This window comes from Stenotrophomonas sp. 112478_Sma (assembly GCF_056479905.1).
The window spans coordinates 3,917,678-3,941,799 of the sequence record NZ_CM151072.1 but is presented as its reverse complement, the minus strand read 5'-3'; the positions used below and the strand labels follow the sequence as shown (position 1 = coordinate 3,941,799).

16 protein-coding genes are annotated in these 24,122 nt (G+C 67.0%); 7 read left to right on the top strand and 9 right to left on the bottom strand.

All coding sequences use genetic code 11. The annotated features are described in order from the left end of the window. The first annotated feature begins 6 nt into the window (after positions 1-6). Both nudC and ampE read left to right on the top strand, forming a co-directional pair. Complete coding sequence (nudC, locus tag ACZK08_RS17905; RefSeq protein ID WP_065174519.1) at positions 7-912, top strand: NAD(+) diphosphatase; 906 nt, start codon at positions 7-9, stop codon at positions 910-912. A 144-nt stretch (positions 913-1,056) separates the two neighbouring features. After that, positions 1,057-1,944 (top strand): regulatory signaling modulator protein AmpE, encoded by an 888-nt coding sequence (ampE, locus tag ACZK08_RS17900; protein WP_053515600.1) that lies wholly within the window; start codon positions 1,057-1,059, stop codon positions 1,942-1,944. A 68-nt stretch (positions 1,945-2,012) separates the two neighbouring features. Here ampE and ACZK08_RS17895 read toward each other — a convergent pair whose 3' ends face one another. From ACZK08_RS17895 to ACZK08_RS17855, 9 genes are all read right to left on the bottom strand, one after another. Next, a complete protein-coding gene (locus tag ACZK08_RS17895; RefSeq protein ID WP_053515602.1) occupies positions 2,013-2,432 on the bottom strand; it encodes a DUF2752 domain-containing protein in 420 nt (139 codons plus the stop codon). Positions 2,433-2,484: 52 nt separating this feature from the next. After that, on the bottom strand, positions 2,485-2,763 hold the full coding sequence (locus ACZK08_RS17890) for a CD225/dispanin family protein (protein ID WP_065174386.1): 279 nt from the start codon (positions 2,761-2,763) through the stop codon (positions 2,485-2,487). 30 nt (positions 2,764-2,793) lie between these two features. Further along, on the bottom strand, positions 2,794-3,081 hold the full coding sequence (locus tag ACZK08_RS17885) for a CD225/dispanin family protein (RefSeq protein ID WP_053515606.1): 288 nt from the start codon (positions 3,079-3,081) through the stop codon (positions 2,794-2,796). Between the two features lie 182 nt (positions 3,082-3,263). Next, the gene (locus ACZK08_RS17880) at positions 3,264-5,153 is read right to left on the bottom strand and encodes an MFS transporter (RefSeq protein WP_065181538.1); all 1,890 of its coding nucleotides are present in this window, start codon (positions 5,151-5,153) and stop codon (positions 3,264-3,266) included. Positions 5,154-5,228: 75 nt separating this feature from the next. Beyond that, positions 5,229-7,409, bottom strand: coding sequence for a YccS family putative transporter (gene yccS, locus ACZK08_RS17875; RefSeq protein WP_065174388.1), 2,181 nt, complete (start codon positions 7,407-7,409; stop codon positions 5,229-5,231). Positions 7,410-7,505: 96 nt separating this feature from the next. After that, complete coding sequence (locus ACZK08_RS17870) at positions 7,506-9,563, bottom strand: TonB-dependent siderophore receptor (protein WP_478452326.1); 2,058 nt, start codon at positions 9,561-9,563, stop codon at positions 7,506-7,508. A gap of 222 nt (positions 9,564-9,785) precedes the next feature. Further along, positions 9,786-12,908 (bottom strand): efflux RND transporter permease subunit, encoded by a 3,123-nt coding sequence (locus ACZK08_RS17865; protein ID WP_065174390.1) that lies wholly within the window; start codon positions 12,906-12,908, stop codon positions 9,786-9,788. Positions 12,909-12,939: 31 nt separating this feature from the next. Next, the gene (locus ACZK08_RS17860) at positions 12,940-16,173 is read right to left on the bottom strand and encodes an efflux RND transporter permease subunit (protein ID WP_053515615.1); all 3,234 of its coding nucleotides are present in this window, start codon (positions 16,171-16,173) and stop codon (positions 12,940-12,942) included. 74 nt (positions 16,174-16,247) lie between these two features. Next, positions 16,248-17,489, bottom strand: coding sequence for an efflux RND transporter periplasmic adaptor subunit (locus ACZK08_RS17855; protein ID WP_065181540.1), 1,242 nt, complete (start codon positions 17,487-17,489; stop codon positions 16,248-16,250). A 185-nt stretch (positions 17,490-17,674) separates the two neighbouring features. Here ACZK08_RS17855 and ACZK08_RS17850 point away from each other — a divergent pair, with 185 nt between their 5' ends. The 5 genes from ACZK08_RS17850 to ACZK08_RS17830 all read left to right on the top strand — a co-directional run bounded on the left by ACZK08_RS17850 (position 17,675) and on the right by ACZK08_RS17830 (position 24,007). After that, positions 17,675-18,994, top strand: coding sequence for a M20 family metallopeptidase (locus ACZK08_RS17850; RefSeq protein WP_053515620.1), 1,320 nt, complete (start codon positions 17,675-17,677; stop codon positions 18,992-18,994). Between the two features lie 541 nt (positions 18,995-19,535). Next, a complete protein-coding gene (gene queF, locus ACZK08_RS17845) occupies positions 19,536-20,354 on the top strand; it encodes an NADPH-dependent 7-cyano-7-deazaguanine reductase QueF (RefSeq protein ID WP_065181541.1) in 819 nt (272 codons plus the stop codon). 288 nt (positions 20,355-20,642) lie between these two features. Then, complete coding sequence (locus tag ACZK08_RS17840) at positions 20,643-20,936, top strand: LysM peptidoglycan-binding domain-containing protein (RefSeq protein ID WP_053515622.1); 294 nt, start codon at positions 20,643-20,645, stop codon at positions 20,934-20,936. 47 nt (positions 20,937-20,983) lie between these two features. Next, on the top strand, positions 20,984-21,490 hold the full coding sequence (locus ACZK08_RS17835) for a hypothetical protein (protein ID WP_053515624.1): 507 nt from the start codon (positions 20,984-20,986) through the stop codon (positions 21,488-21,490). Between the two features lie 294 nt (positions 21,491-21,784). Then, on the top strand, positions 21,785-24,007 hold the full coding sequence (locus tag ACZK08_RS17830; protein ID WP_065181542.1) for an NADP-dependent isocitrate dehydrogenase: 2,223 nt from the start codon (positions 21,785-21,787) through the stop codon (positions 24,005-24,007). The last annotated feature ends 115 nt before the right edge of the window (positions 24,008-24,122 follow it).

The window sequence follows — 24,122 nt, the reverse complement described above, 5'->3', positions numbered from 1 at the left end:
TGCTGGATGTCCAATATTCTTTCGCCGCTGTCCGGTTTCGCCTTCATTGGCGAACCGCTGGAGCGCGCCGATGCCCTGCGCGAAGATGCCGATGTGCTGGCACGCCTGTGGCCGGATGCGCGGGTTCTCGTGCTTGACCAGGACGGCAGTGCCTTCACTGGTGCTGATGACCAGCCACTGGCGCTGACCGGCGCCGACATCGGGGGCGGCCCCGGTGCCGCGATCTTCCTGGGTCTGCGGGGTGAGCAAGCCTGGTTCTCGGTGGAAGCGTCCGCGGTTGCCGTCACTGCGCCTGGCCGGCTCGATCTGCGCCAGGCGGCACTGCTGTGGCCGGTGGCCGATGCGACCGCTTTCAGCTACGCGCGCGGCATGTCCTACTGGCATTCGCGCACGCGCTTCTGCGGCGTCTGCGGGGGGGCGGTGGCCTTTGCCCGCGGTGGCTTCGTTGGCCGCTGCGGGCAGTGCGCGACCGAACACTATCCCCGGGTGGACCCGGCGGTGATCGTCGCGGTGGAAAACCAGGGCCGGTTGCTGCTGGGGCGGCAGTCCAACTGGGCGCCGCGCCGCTATTCGGTACTGGCGGGTTTCGTCGAACCAGGCGAGACCTTCGAACAGACCGTGGTGCGGGAAGTGCACGAGGAGAGCCGGGTGCGCATCACTGCCTGCCAGTATCTCGGTTCACAGCCCTGGCCGTTCCCGGGCGCGCTGATGGTGGGGTTCCGCGCGCAGGCGCAGGACGATGTGCCGACCGTGGATGGCGAACTGGAGGATGCGCGCTGGTTCAGTGCCGACGAGGTGGGCGCGGCGCTGGCACGTGATGTCGAAGATGATGGCCAGGGCATCCGCCTGTCGCCGCCGATCTCGATTTCGCGGGGGCTGATCGAGCACTGGTATCGCCAACAGCGGGGTTGAAGACCGCACCGGCCTGTCAGAACGGCGGCGACCATTGCCGCCACCTGAACACGGCCCGGGTTACAGTGCGGCAGACCGCTGATGGCGGCGTCGCGACGGGTAAGGTAGCGACGCCGAGCGCCTTGTTTCGTAGGGAGACCTGCCATGTTCACCACTCTGGCTGCCGTGCTGGTTGCACTGGCCCTGGGCCATGTCGCCCCGGCCGCTGCCGCCTCGCTGCGCCGCTTTGACAGCTTCCGGCGCTGGCTGGGCTGGCTGGATGCGCACGGCGGCAAGGCCTGGCAGGGCCCCATGGGCGTGGTGCTGGCGCTGCTGCCGCCGCTGGTGTTGATGGCGCTGCTGGCCTGGCTGCTGCGGGGCGTGCTGTTCGGGCTGCCCTCGTTGCTGCTGGGCGTGGCGGTTCTGGCCTGGTGCTGGGGGCCGCGCGACCTGGACCGTGACATCGAAGCGATCATCGATGCCGATGACGCACCGACCCGGCAGGCGGCCGTGCGCCATCTGCAGGCGGCCGGTGGCAGCCTGCGCGAGGATGTACCCTCGCTGGTGGAGGCGACCGTACTCAATGCGCTGCGCCGCTGGTTTGCGGTGCTGTTCTGGTTCCTGCTGCTGGGCCCGGTGGGCGCGCTGGGCTATCGCCTGCTGGCGCTGATGTCCGAAAGCCCGATGCGTGCACGCGTACCGGTGGAACCGCTGGCAGTGGCCCAGCGCCTGCTGGGCTGGATCGAATGGCCGGTGGCACAGTTGATGGCGTTCTCGATGGCACTGGTCGGCAACTTCGACACGGCGTGGAAGGCATGGCGGCAAGCGCATGGCGAGCGCTTGGTCGGAGGCATCGGATTCCTGGGTGCGGTGGCGCGGGCCAGCGTCAATGCCGAGCTGCGCGAGGACGCGCATGATTACACCGAGGCGGGCCTGCTGCCGGTCTGGCAACGTCTGCCCGACCTGCGCGATGCCATGAGTCTGGTGTGGCGGATGCTGCTGCTGTGGCTGGCGGTCCTGGCCGTGCTGGTGATCGCCGGCTGGGTGACGTAGCCGCTGGCCAGGCGCGTGCGGCCTGACCGCAGCACGCGTCGCGACGCGCCTGGACGCGAAGTGGGAATCTAGACCGGCGCCAGTGCGGTGAACGGTGCCCACGGCAGGTTGCGCAGCAGTGCGTAACCGGGCAGCAGCCACAGCCAGAACATGGGATTGGCCAGAATCCGCATCAGCGGATCAAGCACACGCGGGCGGATGCCGGCGATGTTCAGCAGCATCAGCAGCAGCAGGGGCAGGCTGATGACCAGCAGCGGGTTCATCGCCATCGCGCCGGCCAGATCGAAATGGACCAGCGAGTAAAGGCAGCGCGTGCTGCCGCAGCCGGGGCAATACAGGCCGGTGAGTGCGTACAGCGGGCAGCCCGGCAGGGGATTGCCGGCCACGTAGGGATTGACGTTGCGCAGCACCACGGCCGCGCCTGCGGCCAGGCCGGTGGAGGCCAGCAAGGGTGCCCAGCGGGCGAGCCGGGAAGGAAGAGCGGACACGATCAGGCGAAGACGGATCCGGCGCGGACGCCGCCGGATCCGTCCGCAGGCCTCAGTAGCTGCCGTTGCTCATCGCGCCGATGCCACCGAGCACGACGAAGAACAGCACATACAGCACGACCATGATGACCCAGGCAATGGCCGACCAGATGGCCCACTTCTTGGCCTTGGCGGACGAGTCCTGGGCACCGGCGATATCGCCAGCGGCCAGCTTGCCGTTGACCTGTGCCGCATAGACGATCGACACGATGCCGACCGGCAGGCAGCAGAGCAGGGTGCTCAGGATCGCCCAGACCAGGTTGTTCGGGACCTGCGGAGTAGCGGTGTTCATGATTCAAGCTCCTTGATGGGTGGTGGTGGATCAATGGTCGGAAAGAGCGCCCAGTGCGGCCAGGCCGCCGAAGAGCCCGAACCACAACAGCAACAGGACCGGCAGGGCCGCGGCCGAAGCCGCCGCCCACCAGCCCGCCTTGCGTGACGCGCTATAGGCTCCCGCCAGATCGCCGGCCGCGCGGCGGCCGTCGACCTGGGCGGCATACACGATCGACACCACGCCCAACGGCAGGCAGCAGAACAGCGTCGTCAGGATCGCCCACACCAGATGGTTGGGGATGTAGACCGGACGGCCGAGTGGTGGCGGTTGATTCAACGTGAGACTCCATTCCTTGGTGGCCGACCGTAGTGAACGGGCCGGACCTCCCCCCTGTGGGTGCGTAATCTACCGCAACCTGCGTCGCATGTATGCGTTTTCAGCCCGGCAATGACGGGCACGGCGCTTGACGCTGGCGTATGTGGGGGATGGCCCGGCTATGCGCGAACGGAGGGATTCCGTCAGGCGTGATCGCCGCGAAGGGCGCGGACCTGGGCTTCCAGTGCCGGCGCGTCGGTGCTGCGACCATCGATGGCAGGCGCCGCCACCACCTCGACGGTGGCCCGGAAGCGGCGCGGAACCCGCATGCGGCCAAGCCGGCTGTCGCGCCGGCTCCACATGCTCGACCACATCCCGCGCAGGGCCATCGGCACCACCGGCACCGGCCGGCGTTCGAGGATCTTCTCGACGCCGGACTTGAACGGCGCCATCTGCCCATCGCGGGTGAGTGCTCCCTCCGGGAAGATGCAGACCAGCTCACCCTCGGCCAGCGCCGCATCGATCTCCTCGAACGCGCGCTGCATCAAGGCCTCGTCCTCGCGAGCCCCGGCAATCGGGATGGCCTTGGCGGTGCGGAAGATCCAGCGCATCACCGGGATGTTGAAGATCCTGTAGTACATGACGAAGCGTACGGGGCGCGGAATCGTCGCCGACAGGATCAGTGCATCCATGTAGCTGACATGATTGCAGACGATCAGTGCTGCGCCTTCATCCGGCACATTGGCTTCGATGCCATGCGGGCGCAGCCGGTACAGGGTGCGCACCATCACCCAGCTCAGGAAGCGCATCAGAAATTCGGGGACGATGGTGAAGATGTAGATCGCCACCACGGCATTGGCGATCGCCAGCGCCAGGAACAGCTGCGGGATGCTCCAGTGCAGCAGTTCGCGCGCGGCCAGCGACAGCAGTGCGGCGGACACGATGAAACCGGAGTTCTGGATGTTCAACGCGGCGAACACGCGTGACATCTGCGCCTTCGGCGTGCGGCTCTGGATCAGGGCAAACAGCGGAACGACGAAGATGCCGGTGAACAGGCCGATTCCGACAAGGTCGATGACGATGCGCACACTGCCGGGCTGCTGCAGGAACTGGGTGATGCTCAGCCCCTGCACGGTGGCCTCGCCGCTGCGGGCGAAGTAGAGATCGAGCAGGAACGCGGTCATGCCGAACGCGCCCAGCGGCACCAGGCCGATCTCCACCGTGCGCGCCGACAGCCTCTCGCACAGCAGCGAGCCAACGCCGGTGCCGATGGAAAACAGCGCCAGTGCCAGCAGGTACAGCTTGGGTTCGCCGCCCAGGTTGGCCAGCGCATAATTCGGCAGCTGCGAGGTCAGCACGGTGCCGACGAACCAGAACCAGGACACGCCCAGGATCGCGTTGCGCACCGCCTTCTGCTGGCGCGCCATGCGCAGCACCACCAGCGACTCGGGCAGCGGGTTCCAGTTGATCTTCAGGCCCGGGTCGCCGGCATCGACCCTGGGAATCAATCGCGCCGCGATATTGCCGCAGACCGCCAGAGCGATGACCAGCGATGCCGCGAACACGGGCCCGTGGCTGCCGGCCAGCAGGAACACGGCGCCGCCGATGATCATCCCTGACAGGATCGAGATCGATGTGCCCATCTCCACCAGCCCGTTGCCACCGGTCAGCTCCTCGGGTTTGAGTACCGAGGGCAGCACCGAGTACTTCACTGGGCCGAACAGGGTCGACTGCATGCCGGTGCAGAACAGCGCCACCAGCAGGAACGGCAGGTTCTCGGTGAGGAAGCCGATCGCTGCCAACGACATGATCACGATCTCCATCGTGGTGGTGATCACGATGAGCCGCGACTTCTCCAGTTTGTCGGCGATCTGCCCGGCCAATGCCGAGAACAGGAAATAGGGAAGAATGAAGATCGCCGGCGCCAGCGTGGTGTACAGCGAACGCTGCTCTTCGGACACGCCCAGGTAGAACAGCAGGCCGATGATGGCCTGCCGGTATACGTTGTCGTTGAAAGCGCCCAGCGCCTGCACGATGAAGAACGGCAGGAAGCGGCGCTGGCGCAGCAGGGCGAACTGGTTGTGACCGGACATGGAATCTCCTTGACCGGCGCAGCCTAGCATTCCTGCCCGCCGGCCGGGCCCGGATCCAGTGCTGCCGGGCGGCGGTCAGGTCAGGCTGCGTACGGCCTCGTTGGCGGCGGCACGCAGCTTCGGCAGCAGGCGCAGCACCAGCGCCATCTGGGTGCGGATCAACTGCAGCTTCGGTGGCATCACGTCCTCGATCTGCTCCAGCTCCGCAGCGACTGCGCGGTCGGCATCATTGTCATCCTCCGCAACCGCCTGCCGTGCGGCCAGCGCGCCGGCCAGCTGCTGCAGCGCCTTGCGCACCCGGTCGCCGGCGGCCAGTGCCAGCGGGTCGCCGGCGTAGCTGTCGACCTGGTCGCGGTGGGCACCCAGTGCCGACAGATGACCGAGCAGGGTGTTGGACAACGCCAGGAAGTGGAAGCCGGCATCCAGGTTGCGGCGTACATGGCCGGGCTCGCGCAGCATGTTCGACAGTGCAGTGGACAGCGCCGCATCGGCGTTGTGCATGTCGCGGCGGGCGATACGGTAGGCCAGGTCGTCGTGCATGCCACTGCGGTACTGGCCCAGCACCGCATCCAGGTAACGCGCGGCGGTATCCAGTACCCGTGACAGCACCCGATGCAGCTGGCGTCCCTGCCAGTCCGGCAGGATCAGGAAGGCGGCCGCCGCAGCGATCGCACAGCCCAGGATCGTATCCACCATGCGCGGCACGATCAGCACGAAGCCATCGCCGATCAGGTTGAAGCAGGTCAGCGCCATCACCGTGATCGCGGCCGAGGCCACCAGGTAGCGATCGGTGCGGGTGAAGAAGAACAGCAGCGCCGACAGCAAGGCGATCAGCAGCTGCACGTGCAGCTGTGGGAACAGCTGCAGCAGGGCCCAGGTCAATACCAGGCCGGCCAGGGTGCCGACGATGCGCTGTGCCAAGCGCTGGCGCGTGGCGCCGAAGTTCGGCCGGCACACGAAGACGATGGTCAACAGCACCCATGAACCGTTCTGGGCATTGAACAGGCGGATCGCCAGGAAGCCGGCGATCAGCGCCAGCGCCATGCGCAGGCCATGGCGGAACAGCACCGAGCCGGGCGTGAGTTGCTGGCGCAGCCGTACCCCCATCTCGCGCAGGGTGTGCGGGTTGCTGTCACGCAGGCGCGTGTCGACATTGTCCAGGCTGGCCTCGGAGCGTTCGGCGTCGAGCAGCCGGCGCTCGATGCTGCGCAGGTTGTGCACCAGCAGATCCAGCGAACCGAGCAGGCGCTGCCATTGCGGACGCTGCTGGTCGCGCAGGTAGGCCAGCGCGTCGGCGAGGTCGCGTCCGGCCTGCTGGTTGCTCTCGCCATACACGAACGGGCGGCGCAGGCGGATGGCTTCGCCCAGACGCGCGCAGGCCTGCCCCTGCAGGTCGAGCAGGCGCTGGCAGCGGTACAGCACGTCGCTGTGGAAGAACGCATCCACCAGTGCGCCATAGGGATAGTGCGAAGAGCTGGCGCGCTCGTGGAAATCCTGCGCCATGTAGTACAGGCGCAGGTACAGGCCGGAGTTGACCCCGGGCCGGCCGGAACGGCCGAAGCGCGCAAGGATCGCCGTCTTTGCTTCGTTCAGGGCTCCCACCACACGCCGGTTCTGTTCGGCCAGATCCAGCTGGCGGCGCTGCAGGTCGGCCTCACGCACCGGCTCGAACAAGGCGGCTTTCAGCTGCAGGTAGCGGCCCAGTTCCTGGTAAAGACGGGCCACGCGTTCGCGCACCGGGCGGTTGGCGAACAGCGCGGTCCAGACGATGGACAGCAGGCCATACCAGACTGCACCGGCCAGCAGGTGGCTGACCGCATGCAACGCACGTGGCAGATCTCCGGCGCCGCCATGCTGTTCCAGCCCGATCATGGTGTAGATGGCCAGGGTGACCGTGGCCTGGGCGATGGAGGCGTAGCGTTCGCCCAGAGCGCCCAGCAGGGTCAGGCCGAAGGTGGACAGCGCCAGTGCGCCGATGAACAGCCACGGCCACGGGAACAGCGCGATCACCGAGGCGGCGGCGATGCAGAAGCACAGCAGCGACAGCAGCACCGCCTTGGTGCGGCCCCACCAGTTGTCGTCGGTTTCGGCGATCGCGCTGGCGATGATGCCAAGGAACGCCCCGGGCAGCGCGGGGAGCGCGTCCAGCTGCCAGCACACGGCCATCGCCGCCGACAGGGCGATGAACACGCGCAGGCCATAGCTGGCTTTCTCGTGCGCCCACAGGCGGCTGAGGCGGGAATGGGACGCGGACATGCAGGCTCGGGCGGCGGATTGCCTCCATTATGGCGGTGTGCGCGTGGGTGCGGTGTTCAATGTGCGGACCCACGGTCCGCACCCGCACAAGCCGGGTTACATCTCCCAGCGCACGCTCACCGCGAAGGTGCGCGGCAGGCCGACGCCCGCGTTCGACCAGTACCTGCGATTGGCCAGGTTCTCCACGCTGGCGCGCAGGGTGACCGGGTGCCCCGACGCCATCAGGCGGTAGCCCACACCGGCATTGACCAGGGTGTAGTCGGGCAGCTTCAGGGTATTGTCGGCGTCGTACCAGACATCGCCGTAGTAGCGCACGGCAGCATAGGTTTCCAGTCCATCGACCCACGGCAGCTGGTAGCTGGCATGCAGCACACCGCTCCAGCGCGCGGCGCCGACGGTGCGGTTGCCTTCCTGTGCGGCATTGTCGGGCGACAGCCTGTCGTAGGTCGGGTCCAGCCAGGTCACGCCGCCACCCACGGTCAGCGCATCGGTCAGGTGCAGGTCGGCGCTGGCTTCCACGCCTTCGTACAGGGTGATGCCATCCTGCACCAGGCGCAGGCCGGCGTCGGTGGGCTGGTCGATGTTGGCACCGCGTTCCAGGCGGAATGCGGCCACGTTCGCATTCCAGCGCGAGGCTTCTACCTTGGCGCCGACCTCGTACTGCTTGCTGATGGTCGGACCCAGCACATCACCGGCGTTGATGTAGGGGTTGCCCACGCGGCTGCCGGCTTCCAGCGATTCAATGTAGCTGGCGTACAGGGTCACGGCCTCGCTGGGCTTGAACATCACCGCATAGGTCGGGGTGACCGGGTAGGTGTGGTAACGGCCCTTGGTCTCGAAGTCGTTGTAGCGCCAGCCGGCCAGCACCGACCAGCCCCCGCCGAAGTCCACGGTATCGCTGGCGAATACGGCCTGCTGCACGGTTTCATCGCCGCGGGTCATCACCCGCGAACCCACCGCGTCGTGGCGGATGGCCGAACGCTGGTACAGGTTGGCGCGACCAATGGTGTTCCACTCGTAGGGGCGGTCCCAGCCCAGCCCGGTCTGGTGGCTGACGCCGGCCACCAGCTGGTGCTGCAGCGGGCCGGTGCGGAAGCCGCCCTGCACCAGCGCCTGCGCCAGTTTCCATTGGCTCTTGCCGCCCAGCTCATACACATTCACGTTGTAGTCGCCGTTCGGATCGTCGATGTAGGCGAAGATCTTGTTGACGTCGTTCCAGGAGGTGGTGACGCCGTAGCTCAGGCTGGCCTTCCAGCCGCTGTTGATCTGCCAGGTGAACGCCGTGGACAGCAGGCTGGAACGGGTATCGTAGTAGGTGCCCGGCACGCTGTTGTCGACGTCGCCGGCAATCGGCCGCGGCAGCGAGGTCATGCCGATGAAGTAGTACTGCGGCGACTCTTCGCTCAGGTCGCGGGACTGGAACACGCCGTCGAAGGTCCAGGTGAGCGCATTGCTCAGGCGCGCCTCCAGCGACAGCGCGCCGACCTTGCGGTCGACATGGCCGCCGTTGAAGGTTTCGCCCTTCTCCTGATACGCGTTGAAGCGATAGCCGAACATATCTTCGTTTCCGAAGCGGCCACCGGCATCGACACCACCACTGATGATGGCCTGTTCGCGCCAGCCCAGCTGCGCCGAGAAGGCAGGGGTATCGGTCGGCTTCTTGGTGATGTAGTTGACGATGCCGCCGGGCGCGCCGAAGCCGTACAGGAAGCCGCCGGGGCCCTTCAGCAGGTCCACCTGTTCCATCACTTCCAGCGGCCATTCGGTGCCCCACGAGGACACCTGCAGACCGTTCACGCGGTAGCTGTCGTAGTTCAGATCGATGCCGCGGTTGCGGATGGGCGAGCTCCAGCCGCTGGCGTAGGCGCTTACCTGGGTGGTGACCGATGGATCGAACAGGAAGGCTTCGCCCAGCGATACGACCTGGCGCTGCTCGAGCTGTTCGCGGCCGACCGCAGTAATGGCGAACGGGGTATCGCGCAGGGCACGGTCACCCAGCGCGCCGGCTTCGGTGTGGGTGCGTTCGCCGACCACCTTGATGGCGTCCAGGTCGGTGGCGCTGCGGGCATCAGCCGGGGCTTGCGCATGGGCTGCGCAGGCGGTGGACAGGGCGGCGGCCAGCAGGGCCAGGCGCGGGGTGCGGAACGAAGGCATCGATCGGATTCCTCGGCGGACGGCCACAGGCCATCCACCCATGGTTGGGGGAAGAGGCAGTGGCTGGGATCACGCAGGCTGTCCGTGAACTGGGAGCGGGGCGCCGCAGGGGCGCAGGACCATGGCTGGTTGCGAATTGTTCTCTTTTCGTTACAGCGCGTCAAACCGTGAGCGTCGCCCGGGTGGTAGCGGCACGCCGGGCGTGGCCCGGCGCTACCGAGGCTAGGCGCGCTGCGCGCGCTTGAGCAGTTTCGCCTCGCGCCTGCGCGCGCGCCGCGCCCGCCAACGCTCGGCCAGGCAGGAGAAGATCACGTACAGGGCCGGCGTGCTGAGCAGGGTCAGACTCTGCGAGAACAGCAGGCCACCGATCATCGCGATGCCCAGCGGCCGGCGCAGCTCCGACCCTTCGCCCAGGCCGATTGCCAGCGGAACCGCAGCCAGGATGGCCACCATCGTGGTCATCATGATCGGCCGGAAGCGGACGATGCTGGCCTCGCGCGCGGCCTCGCGCGGGGTCAGCCCGTGCTCGCGCTGCGCCACCAGCGCGAAGTCGATCATCATGATCGCGTTCTTCTTGACGATGCCGATCAGCAGCACCAGCGCGATCATCGAGATGACCGACAGCTCGGTGTTGGTACCGAACAGGGCCAGCAGCGCGCCTACGCCTGCCGCCGGCAGCGTGGACAGGATCGTCACCGGATGGATCAGGCTTTCGTACAGCATGCCCAGCACCAGGTACACGGTCAGGATCGCCGCCAATACCAGGATCAGCATGTCGCTGGGATCGGAATTGAAGCCAAAGCCCGCATCGTCGGCCAGGCGGATGTCGCCCGGCATGCGCATGCCGGCCACGGTCGCATCGATGATCGCCTTTGCCTCGCCCATGCTGACGCCGGGGGCGAGGTTGTAGCTCAGGTCCATCGTCGTGTACTGGTTCTCATGCGTGATCTGCGAAGGCGCCAGCCCCGGTACCTGGGTGGCCACCGCAGTGATCGGCACCATCTCGCCATTGCCTGCGCGCACATGGACCTCGTCCAGTGCGGTGGGGGTCGCCGTCTGCGAAGGCAGGGCATTGACCACGACGCTGTACTGGTTGATGTCCGAGTAGATCGTCGAGATCTGGCGCTGGCCGAATGCACCGTACAGCGCACCGTCGATGGCACCGACCGAGACGCCCAGTCGCGCGGCCTTGGCGCGGTCGATCACGATGTTCTGGCGCAGGCCGGCGTTGTCCACGTCGGTGCCGACATCGCGCAGCTTGGGGTTCTTCTTCAGTTCCGCCTGCAGCTTCGGCAACCACTCCTGCAGCGCCGCCAGATCGTTGCCCTGCAGCGAGATGCGGTACTGCGCGCCCTGGCTGGAGCCGCCGCCGTCGTTGCTGGGCAGATCCTGGATGGCGCGCAGCCGCAGCTGCAGGTCGGGATAGCGGTCGGCCTTGGCGCTCAGTCGCGCCAGTGCGTGCGCGGTGGTCTCGCGGCGGCCTTCCTTGCGTGACTTCAGTTCGACATTGAACTGCGCGCTGGAACCCTGGCGGCCACTGCCCAGGCGCACGCCGACGGTCTTCACCGCCGGGTCGGCCATCAGCATGTCGGTGATGCGGCGCTGGCGGTTGACCATGTCCTCGAAGGACACGGTTGCGCTGGAGTTGGCGCGGCCCCAGATGAGCCCGGTGTCCTGTGGCGGGAAGGCGCCCTTCTTCACCGCGCCGAACAGGAAGACGGTCACGCCGATCAGGATCAGCGGCGTGAGCGAGAGCAGCAACGCGTGGCGCAGGGAGAAATCGAGGAACACCGTGTAGATGCGCAGCATGCGTTCGTGGCCGGCGTCCAGCCAGCGGCCCAGGCGCGAGGGTGCCGCGCGATGGTCGTGCGCACTGAGGAACCGGCTGCACAGCGCCGGCGTCAGCGTCAGCGAGACGATCATCGAGACCACGATCGCCGCCACCAGGGTGACGGTGAACTCACGGAAGAACGCGCCCATCATGCCGCTGGCGAACAGCAGCGGGATGAACACCGCAACCAGCGAGGCGGTAATCGAGACGATCGTGAAGCCGATCTCGCGTGCGCCGGTGAACGCTGCCTGCAGGCGCGGCATGCCTTCGTCGAGGTGGCGCATGATGTTCTCGATCACCACGATCGCATCGTCCACCACGAAGCCGATCGCGATCACCAGCGCCAGCAGGCTCAGGTTGTTCAGGGTGAAGCCCAGCGCATACATCACCAGTGCGGCGCCGGCCAGCGACAGCGGCACCGTCACGGCCGCGATCAGGGTCGGGGCAAGCCGGCGCAGGAACAGCGCCATGGTCAGCACCACCATCGCCAGGCTGATCAGCAGGGTGATCTGCACTTCGTGCAGCGACGAGCGGATCGTCGGCGTGCGGTCGAAGTATGGGGTCATCGTGGTGCCCGGCTGCAGGTAGTCACGCAGCGTCGGGATCTGCGCCTTCACCCGGTCGACGGTCTCCACGATGTTGGCGCCGGCGCGGGTGAACACATACATGACCACCGCGGGCTTGTGGTCGAACCATGCCGCCTGGTAGGCGTCCTGCTGGCCGTCGTAGACGTTGGCGACGTCCTTCAGGCGGATCACCCGGCCGTCGCCTTCGGTCTTCACCACCAGGTTGGCGAAGTCTGCAGCGCGGGCCACCGAATCGTTGGTGATGATCGCGGTGGTGGAGTTGCCATCGCTGAGGAAGCCGGTCGGCGAGGTCACATTGGCCGCGCGCACCGCGTTGCGCAGGTCGTCGGCGGTCAGGCCCAGCGCGTTCATCAGCCGCAGGTTGACGTCCACACGCACTGCCGGCGTCGACGCGCCGGCGATGTCCACCGAGGCCACGCCGCTGATCTGGCGGATGCGCTGGGCCAGCAGCGAGTCGGCCACGTTGTACAGCTCATCGGCCGACTGCGTCTGCGAGGTCAGTGCGATGGCGATCACCGGGTCGTCGTTCGGATTCGCCTTCTGGTACATCGGCGAACCCATGCCCGAGGGCAGGTCGGCCTGCGCGGAATTGATCGCGGTCTGCACGTCCAGCGCTGCCGAATCAATGTCACGGTCGCTCTGGAAGATCATGAACACCAGCGAGCTGCCTTCCGAGCTCGACGAGCGCATGCGGTCGATGCCCGGCAGCTGGCCCAGATGACGCTCCAGTGGTGCGGTGACCGTGGAGGCCATCGTCGCCGCGTCGGCACCGGCCTGGCTGGCGTGCACGAAGATCACCGGAATCTGGATGTTCGGCAGTGCCGAAACACCCAGCCTCAGGTAGCAGATCAGGCCCACCATGAACAGGCCGATGGCCAGCAGGGCGGTACCGATCGGGCGGCGGATGAAGGGGCCGGACAGGTTCATCGCGCGGCCCCCCGCAGCAGCGGGGCAGGGGTCATGCCTGCGGCTCCTGCAGCGTGCCCTCGCGCAGTGCGCGTTGCTCGCGGCGGCGCGCCAGCCACTCGGAGAAGCGCTCCATGTACAGGTAGATCACCGGCGTGGTGTACAGCGTCACCAGCTGCGATAGCAGCAGGCCGCCGACGATGGCGATGCCCAGCGGACGGCGCAGTTCCGAGCCGATGCCGGTACCCAGCGCGAGTGGCAGCGCGCCGAGCATGGCCGCAGCCGTGGTCATCATGATCGGGCGGAAGCGCAGCAGGCAGGCGCGGCGGATCGCTTCATGCGCGTTGGCACCGGCGCGGCGTGCTTCGATCGCGAAGTCCACCATCATGATGCCGTTCTTCTTGACGATGCCGATCAGCAGCACGATGCCGACGATGCCGTCCACCGACAGGCTCAGGCCACACAGCATCAGCGCCAGCAGCGCGCCGACGCCTGCCGGCGGCAGGGTCGAGATGATCGTGATCGGATGGATGTAGCTCTCGTACAGCACGCCCAGCACGATGTAGATGACCACCAGCGAGGCCAGCAGCAGCCACACCACATCGGTCTGGCTGCCGGTGAACTCGGCGGCCTTGCCGATGAACTCGGCATGCAGGTGCGCCGGCATGTCCAGACTGTCCTTGGTCTCCTGGATCGCGCGTACCGCTTCGGACAGCGAATAGCCCGGCGCGACGTTGAACGAGACGGTCACGGCCGGCAGCTGCTGCTGGTGGCTGACCACCAGCGGCGCGCTGGTCACCTGGCCTTCGGCCAGCGCCGACAACGGAATGATGTTGCCGGCACCGACCGTGATGCCGGTGTTCTGCGCGCCGATGCCGGTGGCCGTGGAGGAGTTGGAGGAGGTGACCTGGCCGAAGCTGGTGGCGTTGGTGCCGGTCAGCGCGCCAGCACCGTTGGAGGCCACCGCCAGCTGCTCCATCAGCGCGGTGCTGGTGCGGAACTCCGGTGCCACTTCCAGCACCACGCGGTACTGGTTGAGCTCGGTGAAGATGGTCGAGATCTGGCGCTGGCCGAACGCATCGTAGAGCGTGTCGTCGATGGTCTGCATCGGCACGCCCAGCACGCTGGCCTTGTCACGATCGATCGTCAGCTGCAGGGCACGGCCCTGGTTGGACAGGTTGTTGTCCACGTCGGCCAGCTCCGGCCGCTGGCGCAGGGCCTCGGTCAGGCGCGTGGCCTGGGTGGCGACGGTGGCCGCGTCCACGTCCGACAGGGAGTACTGGTACTCGGTCGCGGCCACGCGGGTGTCGAGGGTGACGTCCTGCACCGGCTTCAGATACAACGCTACGCCGGGAATCCCGGCGACGGCCTCCTGCAGGCGCGGCAGGATCCGGTCCAGCCCATCACGCTGGCTGCGCTCCTTCAGCACGATCGACAACTGGCCCTGGTTGAGCGTGGGGTTCATGCTGCCAGCGCCGATGAAAGCCGACACGCCAGTTACATCCGGATCCTTGCGCAGCGCTTCGGCCACCTGCCTGGTGCGCTGCTCCATCTGCGGGAACGCGATGTTCTGGTCGGCCTGCACCACGCCGGTGATCAGGCCGGTGTCCTGCTCGGGCAGCAGGCCCTTGGGAATCAGCACGTACAGCAGAACGGTCAGCACAAGGGCGCCGCCGGCCACGGCCAGGGTCAGGCGCTGGTGGTCCAGCACCCAGTCCAGGCTGCGCTCATACAGGCCGACGGTGCGGCTCCATACGGTCTGCTTGCCGGCCGCGTGCGCCCGTTCGTGCGCGTCCTCGCCTTCCGGCAGCGCGTCGGGCTTGAGCAGGTAGGCGCACATCATCGGGGTGAGCGTCAGCGAGATCAGCATCGACAGCACGACCGCGATGCTCAGCACCCAGGCGAACTCATGGAACAGGCGGCCGGTGACGCCGGGCATCAGCAGCAGCGGCAGGAACACTGCCACCAGCGATACCGTCAGCGACAGCACGGTGAAGCCGATCTGGCGCGCACCGATCTCGGCCGCTTCCTTGCCGCTCTTGCCCTGCTCGATGTAACGGACGATGTTCTCGATCATGACGATGGCATCGTCGACAACGAAGCCGGTGGCGACCACCAGTGCCATCAGCGAAAGGTTGTCCAGCGACATGCCGGTGAACGCCATCACCGCGAACGTGCCGGCCAGCGACAACGGTACCGCCACCGAAGGAATGATCGTGGCCCACAGGCGGCGCAGGAACACGAAGATCACCGCCACGACCAGGCCGATGGTCAGTACCAGGGTGAACTGCACTTCGTGCACGGAGGCGCGGATGGTCTCGGTACGGTCGTTGAAGATCTCCAGATGCACGTCGGCCGGCAGCACGCCCTGCAACTGCGGCAGGATCGCGCGGATGCGCTCGACGGTCTGCACGATGTTGGCGCCCGGCTGGCGGCGCACTTCGAGAAGGACAGCCGGCTTGCCGTCGGCCCATGCGGCAAGCTGGTCGTTCTCCACGCCGTCCACCACCGCGGCCACGTCCGACAGCCGCACCGGGCGGCCGTTCTTGTAGCTGATGATGGTGTCGCGGTATTCGGCGGCACTGGACAGCTGGTCATTGGTGCCGATGCTGTAGGACTGCGTCTTGCCGTTCAGCGAGCCCTTCGGCGCATTGACGTTGGCCTGGGTGAGCGCGCTGCGCAGTTCTTCCAGGGTCAGGCCCATGTTCGACAGCTGCGCCGGATTGACCTGGATGCGCACCGCCGGGCGGACATTTCCGGCGATCGACACCAGGCCCACGCCCTGCACCTGCGACAGGCGCTGGGCCAGGATCGAATCGGCGTAGTTGTTGACCTCCCGCAGCGGGCGCGTGTCCGAGGTGAGCTTCAGGGTGACGATGGCCGCATCGGCGGGGTTCACCCGGTTGTAGACCGGCTGGTAGGGCAGCGACGAGGGCAGGGTGGCCTGGCGGATCGCCGCCTGCACGTCCTGCGCGGCGATATCGATGTCGCGGTCCATCGAGAACTGCAGGATGATCGTCGACAGCCCGGCCGACGAATCGGACGTCATCAGGTCCAGGCCGGAGATCTGGCCGAACTGCCGCTCCAGCGGGGTGGTGACCAGCGAGGCCATCGTGGTGGCATTGGCACCCGGGTACTGGGTGGTGACCACCAGGCTGGGCGCATCGATTTCCGGCAGTGCCGACACCGGCAGCTTGCGATAACCGAGAATGCCCAGCAGCAACAGGCCCGCCATCAGCAGCGAGGTGGCGATCGGGCGGCGGATGAAGATCGTCGAAAAGCCCACGGACTGATCCTTGCTGGCGCTTCAATGGCAGCGCCGGCGTCGATGCCGGCGCGAAAGGAATCGGTGGCCTGCGCTCAGCGCGGGCCACCACCGCGGCGGCCTGCGCCGCCACTCTTCTGTTCGGCGGCCTTCAATTCGGCCTCGGTGGGTGCAGCCGGGGTCTCACCGGGCTTCAGGGCCGTGACCTTGCTGCCGGGCTTCAGGCGGAACTGGCCTTCACTGACCACCCGCTCGCCGCCCTTCAGGCCCTCGGCGATCTGCACGTGGCTGTCGCCCACTTCCACGCCGCTGCGCACGGTCTGCATCTTCACCGTGTTGTCGCCCTGCACGACGTAGACATACTCGCCGTCCGGGCCACGCAGCACGGCCTGGGTCGGAATCACCACGCCGCCGCCGATGGTGCGCAGCTGCATGCGCACATTGACGAACTGGCCGGGCCACAGGCCGTTGTCCGCATTGTCGAACACCGCGCGTGCCTTGAAGGTGCCGCTGTCGGCGCTGATCAGGTTGTCGACCACATCGAGCTTGCCGTCGCCGGACAGCACGTGCGAATCGGCACGGTCCAGCGCGGCCACCGGAACGATGCCGGCCGCCTGTGCCTGGCGCACATCGCCGAGCTGGCGTTCGGGCAGGTTGAACAGCACGTGGATCGGGTGGATCTGGGTCAGGGTGACCAGGGCGGTGCCCGCGTTGACCACGTTGCCGGCATCGACTGCACGGATGCCGGCGATGCCGGAGATCGGCGCAGTGACCTTGGTGTACTGCAGCTGCACCTGCGCCGAGCGCATGCTCGCCTCGTTGGCGGCCACTGCGCTTTCGTACTGTGCCACCTGGTTGCGTTGTGTATCCAGATCGGTCTTGGCGACGTACTGGCGGTACTCGGGGGCATTGGAGCGCTGGTAGTTGGAGCGCGCGGTCGCCAGCAGCGCCTCGTTCTGGCGCTTGGCGGCAGCGGCCTGGTCATAGCTGGCCTGGGCGGTACGTGGGTCGATCACCGCCAGCACGTCGCCCTGCTTCACTTCCTGGCCTTCGCGGAAGTTCAGGCTCATCAGCTGGCCGCCGACCTGAGGGCTGACCGTGACGGTATTCATCGCGGTGACCGTACCGAGCGCACTGGCGTAGACGGGCACGTCCTGGCGCACGGCGTCGATCACGGTCACCGGTACCGGTGCGGCATCGGCGTCATCGCCACCTTGGCCGGCGGCGACGCCGGGCCTGCCGGCCTTGTCCTTGCCACCGCCCAGCACGCGCAGGCCCACCACGGCCAGCACCAGTACCGCCACGACCAGCAGCACGATCTTCCAAACACGTGACATTCAAGGACTCCAAGAGGGCTGGACGGGCGGGGCCCGGTGGGCAATGCGCAAAGCATACCTGTGCCACATCACGTTTCCTGCATGACGGATGGGACGGGCGCTAGGACCGGGACCGGCCGCGGAGGTTCCCGTAAAGGCAGCGTTGCCCTACATTCAGGTGCAGAACCCTGCCGTGGAGTACCGAGATGCGCCGTTCGTTGCTGCTGTCCGCCCTGATCCTGGCCCTGCCGGCCCTTGCCCATGCCCAGGACGGGCAGCGTCCCGAGGTGACCGCGGCCGCACAGCGGCTGCAGGCCAAAGTGGTGGAGTGGCGCCGTGATTTCCACCAGCATCCGGAGCTGTCCAACCGCGAAGTACGGACCTCGGCCGAGGTCGCCAAGCACCTGCGCGCAATGGGCCTGAAGCCGAAGACCGGCATTGCCCATCATGGCGTGGTGGCGATCATCGAAGGCGGCAGGCCGGGTCCGAAGATCGCCCTGCGCGCCGACATGGACGCGCTGCCGGTGACCGAACAGACCGGCCTGCCGTTCGCCTCGAAGGCGACCGATCAGTACCGCGGGCAGACGGTGGGCGTGATGCATGCCTGCGGCCATGATGCCCATACCGCCACCCTGCTGGGTGTGGCCGAGGCGCTGGTGGCAATGAAGAAGGACCTGCCGGGCCAGGTCATGCTGATCTTCCAGCCGGCAGAGGAGGGCGCGCCGCCGCCGGAAGAAGGCGGTGCCGCGCTGATGCTGAAGGAGGGCCTGTTCGCCGACTTCAAGCCGGAAGCCGTGTTCGGCCTGCATGTGTTCTCCAGCGTGCAGGCCGGTCAGATCGCCGTGCGTGGCGGTCCGCTGATGGCCGCCTCGGACCGCTTCGGCATCAAGGTGATCGGCCGCCAGACGCATGGCTCCGCGCCGTGGAACGGTGTCGACCCGATCGTTGCCACGGCCGATCTGGTCGGTACCGCGCAGACCATCGTCAGCCGTCGCGCGAATCTGTCCAAGCAGCCGGCGGTGCTCACCTTCGGTGCGATCAACGGCGGCATCCGCTACAACATCATTCCGGACGAGGTGGAGATGGTCGGCACCATCCGCACGTTCGACGAGGGCATGCGCCAGCAGATCTTCGCCGACCTGCGCAACGTCGCAGAGCACACTGCGGCCGCGCACGGGGCAAAGGCGGTCACCGACATCTACGAATCAGAAGGCAACCCGGCCACGGTCAACGATCCGGCGCTGACGGCGCGCATGCTGCCGAGCCTGCAGGCGGTGGTGGGCAAGGACAACGTGTACGAACCGCCCCTGCAGATGGGCGCGGAGGACTTCTCGCTGTATGCCAAGGAGGTGCCGGGCATGTTCTTCTTCGTCGGCTCCACCAGCGTGGGCATCGATCCGGCGACGGCACCGGCCAATCATTCGCCGAAGTTCCTCCTGGATGAGAAGGCGCTGGACGTGGGACTGCGTGCACTGCTGCAGGTGAGCCTGGACTACCTGCATGGTGCCGGCACCCCGGCAGGGTGAGGCTTTGCGGCAGGGCTTGCAGCCCTGCACCCCTGAAGCAACGGCAACGTCAACGGCAAAAGCGGTGCTGGATTTCTGTTGGTTGGGCGGGGCGGTGTGGGCCTGCAGGACACGCCGTAAACCCGTCCATGGGGGCTCGATGGCGCCATCCATGGCGCCAACGGTCCTGCAGGCCCACACCGCCCCGCCCCCGACAGGTTCACGCGGCTGTTGGTAGGTGTCGACCTTGGTCGACACAGGCAGACATCGGGAATGTCTGAAGGATTGGCTTTTGATTTTGATTTTTCTGATCTTTCCCGTGGTGGTGGCTGCGTGCAGGGAACTGTCAGGGGCCGGGTGGGTAGGCGGGGCGGGGGTGTCCGCGGCATGGATGCCGCGGCCAAGCCCCCAAGGACGGGTTTACGGCGTCCCCTGACCCGCCTACCCACCCGGCCAAGCCGATAGACCGCCTTCCACGACCAACCGACAAAACCACCACGGAGGGGCTCCGCCGTTGGCCGGCCCGGCCGGAGGCCCGGCCCCGTCGCGATACAATGGCCCCATGAACACCCCCCAGGATTCCAGCCTCGGTCGCGAGGTCAGTTACCCGTCGCAGTACGATCCCGGCCTGCTGTTTCCCATCCCCCGCCGCGCCGCCCGCGCCGAGATCGGCCTCGATGACACCGCGCTGCCGTTCGTCGGCCATGATCGCTGGCATGCGTTCGAGCTGAGCTGGCTCGACCCGCGTGGCAAGCCGCAGGTGGCCGTTGCCACCGTGCAGGTGCCCTGCACCTCGCCGTGCCTGATCGAATCGAAGTCGTTCAAGCTGTACCTGAATTCCCTCAACAGCACCCGCATCGACAGTGCCGAGGCACTGCATGCGCGTCTTGTCGACGATCTGTCAGCCTGTGCCGGCGCACCCGTGCAGGTGGCGTTCGGCCTGCCCGAACTGCGCCCGGTACCGCTGGGCGAATCCATCGACGGCCTGGACCTGGAGATCGACTGCTACGGCCCCCCGCAGGCGGACTTCCTCTCGGCCGACGCTGCGCAGCCGGTGGAGGAGACGTTGGTCTCCGCGCTGCTGAAATCCAACTGCCCGGTTACCGGCCAGCCGGACTGGGCCACGGTCAGCCTGCGCTATCGGGGGCCGAAGATCGACCGGGCCGGCCTGCTGCGCTATCTGGTGAGCTACCGCGAGCACGCGGAATTCCACGAGCAGTGCGTGGAGCGGATCTTCAGCGAGGTCTCCGCGCGCTGCCGGCCGCAGTGGCTGGAAGTGGAAGCGCGCTACACGCGTCGCGGCGGCCTCGACATCAATCCATGGCGCGCCAGCCCCGGCATCGCTGCCCCGGCCGCGACCTACCGCGAGCTGCGCCAGTAACCGCCGCAGGCGGTTACGGTAGCGCCGGGCCACGCCCGGCGAGCGCAGCGGGCCCACCAACCCCTCGCAGGCGGTTACGGGTAGCGCCGGGCCATGCCCGGCGAGCGCAGCGGGCCCAGCCACCGCCGCCGGGCATGGCCCGGCGCTACCGGTGGAGCAGCGGGCAGGGGGTGTCCATCTCCCGATTGTTCAGCCACCCCGGGGGGCGGCTTCACATCTGCACCATCCCCATTTAACAACCGCCATGGCACCGTGCGAACCACGTAGTCATGCAGACGGGAGTTGTGGATGAGTACCGAGAAGAAAGCTGATTTCTCCGGCGTCAGCGCCAGCGTCGACAGTACCGCCCAGCAGGCACCGAAGGCGGACTTCTCCGGCGTCAGCGGCTCGGTGGACAGCACCGCCGAGGTGGTCAGCGGCGGCACCTACACCGTGCAGAAGGGGGACTCGCTGTCGAAGATCGCCAAGGCGCATCTTGGCGACGCCAATGCCTGGAAGAAGATCTTCGAAGCCAACCGGGACGTGCTCGATGACCCGGACAAGATTTTCCCTGGCCAGACCCTGAAACTGCCACCGAAGTAAGCCGGCCGCGCCCGCACGCCATCCGACAATCCTGGGAGGAACACCGAATGATCAAGACCACGCCGCTCCAGACCGCCCTGCTGACCGCCCTGTTGGGCAGCGTCGCCCTGGTGGGTTGCAAGAAGAAGGAAGAGTCGACCGACAGCAATGCAGCGCCCGCTGCCACCGCCCCGGCCGAAACGGCCCCGGCACCGATGACCGGCGCGCCGCCGCCGATGTCTGAGGCGGCAGTAGCCGTCTCCTCCGTCTCCGTCGGCAAGACGGCGGCAGCGGACAAGTCCGTCGCTCCGGCAGCACTGTTCGCGCCGAAGGACGATGTGATCGTGTCGGTCCGCACCGACGGTGCTGCCAACAACGTCAACGTCGGCGCCAAGCTGACCTTCCAGGACGGTCAGGTCGCCGGCGAGCAGAATGCCACGCTGAACACCAGCGGTGCCGAGACCACCAACATCACCTTCAAGAACGCCAATGGCTGGCCGGCCGGCAAGTACCGCGCCGAAGTCATGGTTGATGGTAAGGCGGCCGGAACGCCGCAGGAGTTCGAGGTCAAGTAAGTCCTGCCGACTCTCTCCCGGCAGGGCTCACGATGGACGCAGCCGCGAGGCTGCGTCTTTTTTTGCGTGACACCCCCAGCCGGGTGAATCACTGCGTTGCAGTACCGGCGCGTATGGCGCGGCTTTGCCCCGCGCGGCTGAAAACGCGACAATGCAGGGGTTTCCCCGCCGCGCGCCCACCCTGACGGCGACGGGGGAAAGCGTGGGGCCAGGCCCCGCGCGAGACACGGTTGCACGTGGTCCGGCGCTGCCGCCGGGCTTTCCCTGAGCACTGCTACAGAGTCCAAGTCCCCCATGTCCAAGATTCTCTACACGCTGACCGACGAAGCCCCGTTCCTGGCCACCCAGTCGCTGCTGCCGATCGTCGATGCCTACACCGCCACCGCTGGCATCGTGGTGGAAACCCGCGACATCTCGCTGTCCGGGCGCATTCTTTCGCAGTTCCCGGAACTGCTGGGTGAGGAGCAGAAGGTCAGTGACGACCTGGCCGAGCTGGGCCAGCTGGCGACCACGCCGGACGCCAACATCATCAAGCTGCCCAACATCTCCGCCTCGGTGCCGCAGCTGAAGGCGGCCATCAAGGAGCTGCAGGACCAGGGCTATCCGTTGCCGGATTACCCGGAAACGCCGGCCGACGACCAGCAGCGCGACTACAAGGCGCGCTACGACAAGGTCAAGGGCAGCGCGGTGAATCCCGTGCTGCGCGAAGGCAACTCCGACCGTCGCGCGCCGCTGTCGGTGAAGAACTATGCCCGCAAGCATCCGCATCGCATGGGCGCCTGGTCCGCCGATTCGAAGTCGCACGTCTCGCACATGGACGCGGGCGACTTCTATGGCAGCGAAAAGTCGGCAACCCTCGCCAACGCCGGCACCCTGAAGATCACCTTCCATGGCAATGACGGCAGCACCGTCGTGCTGAAGGAAAAGACCGCGGTCAAGGCCGGTGAGATCGTTGATGCCGCCGTGATGAGCCGCAAGGCGCTGGCTGCCTTCATCGACGCGCAGATCGCCGATGCCAAGAGCCAGGGCGTGCTGTTCTCGCTGCACCTGAAGGCGACCATGATGAAGGTCTCCGACCCGATCATGTTCGGCGTGGTCGTGGAAGAGTTCTACAAGGACGTGCTGGCCAAGCACGCCGACGCCATCCGGCAGGCCGGTTTCGATGCCAACAACGGCATCGGAGACCTGGTCGCGCGCCTGCCGTCGCTGCCGGAGGCCACCCGCGCCGCCATCGAAGCCGACCTGAAGGCCGAGTACGCGCAGCGCCCGGGCCTGGCGATGGTCAACTCGGACAAGGGCATCACCAACCTGCACGTGCCGAGCGACGTGATCGTCGACGCCTCGATGCCGGCGATGATCCGCGACTCCGGCAAGATGTGGAATGCCGAAGGCAAGCTGCAGGACACCAAGGCGGTCATCCCGGACCGCTGCTATGCCGGCGTCTACCAGGCCGTCATCGACGACTGCAAGGCGCACGGCGCCTTCGACCCGGCCACCATGGGCTCGGTGCCGAACGTCGGCCTGATGGCGCAGAAGGCCGAAGAGTACGGCTCGCACGACAAGACCTTCCAGATCGCCGCCGACGGCGTGGTCAAGGTCACCGATGACGCGGGCAGCGTGGTGTTCGAGCACGCGGTGGAGGCCGGTGACATCTGGCGCATGTGCCAGACCAAGGACGCCCCGATCCAGGACTGGGTCAAGCTGGCGGTCGAGCGCGCGCGCCTCAGCAGCACCCCCGCCGTGTTCTGGCTGGACGCTGCCCGCGCCCATGACGCGCAGGTCATTGCCAAGGTCGAGCAGTACCTGAAGAACCACGACACCGCCGGCCTGGACATCCGCATCCTGCCGCCGGTGGAAGCCACCGCGTTCTCGCTGGCCCGCATCCGCAAGGGCGAAGACACCATCTCGGTGACCGGCAACGTGCTGCGTGACTACCTGACCGACCTGTTCCCGATCATGGAGCTGGGCACCAGCGCCAAGATGCTGTCGATCGTGCCCTTGATGGCCGGTGGTGGCCTGTTCGAGACCGGTGCCGGCGGCTCGGCCCCCAAGCATGTACAGCAGTTCGTTGAAGAGGACTACCTGCGTTGGGATTCGCTGGGTGAGTTCCTGGCGCTGGCAGCGTCGCTGGAGCATCTGGGCAACCGCTACGACAATGCAGCAGCCCGTGTACTGGCCAAGGCGCTGGACGAAGCCAACGGCCAGTTCCTGGACAACGACAAGTCGCCTTCGCGCAAGCTCGGTGGCATCGACAACCGTGGCAGCCACTTCTACATCGCGCTGTACTGGGCGCAGGCCCTGGCCGCGCAGGACGAGGATGCCGCACTGAAGGCACGCTTCGCCCCGCTGGCCAAGGCCCTGACCGACAACGAGCGGAAGATCGTCGAAGAGCTGATCGCAGTGCAGGGCAAGGCCGTGGACATCGGCGGCTACTACCGCCCGGACGTGGAAAAGGCCAGCAAGGCGATGCGCCCGAGCGCGACCTTCAACGCCGCGCTGGAGCAGCTGCGCGGTTGATCGATCCATCGCCGTTCGGTCGTGCCCCCGGAACCCGCGCTTCGGCGCGGGTTTCTTTTTGGCTCCGGGGTCAGATCCCCTTTTGCCATGCAAAAGGGATCTGACCCCAAGCGAT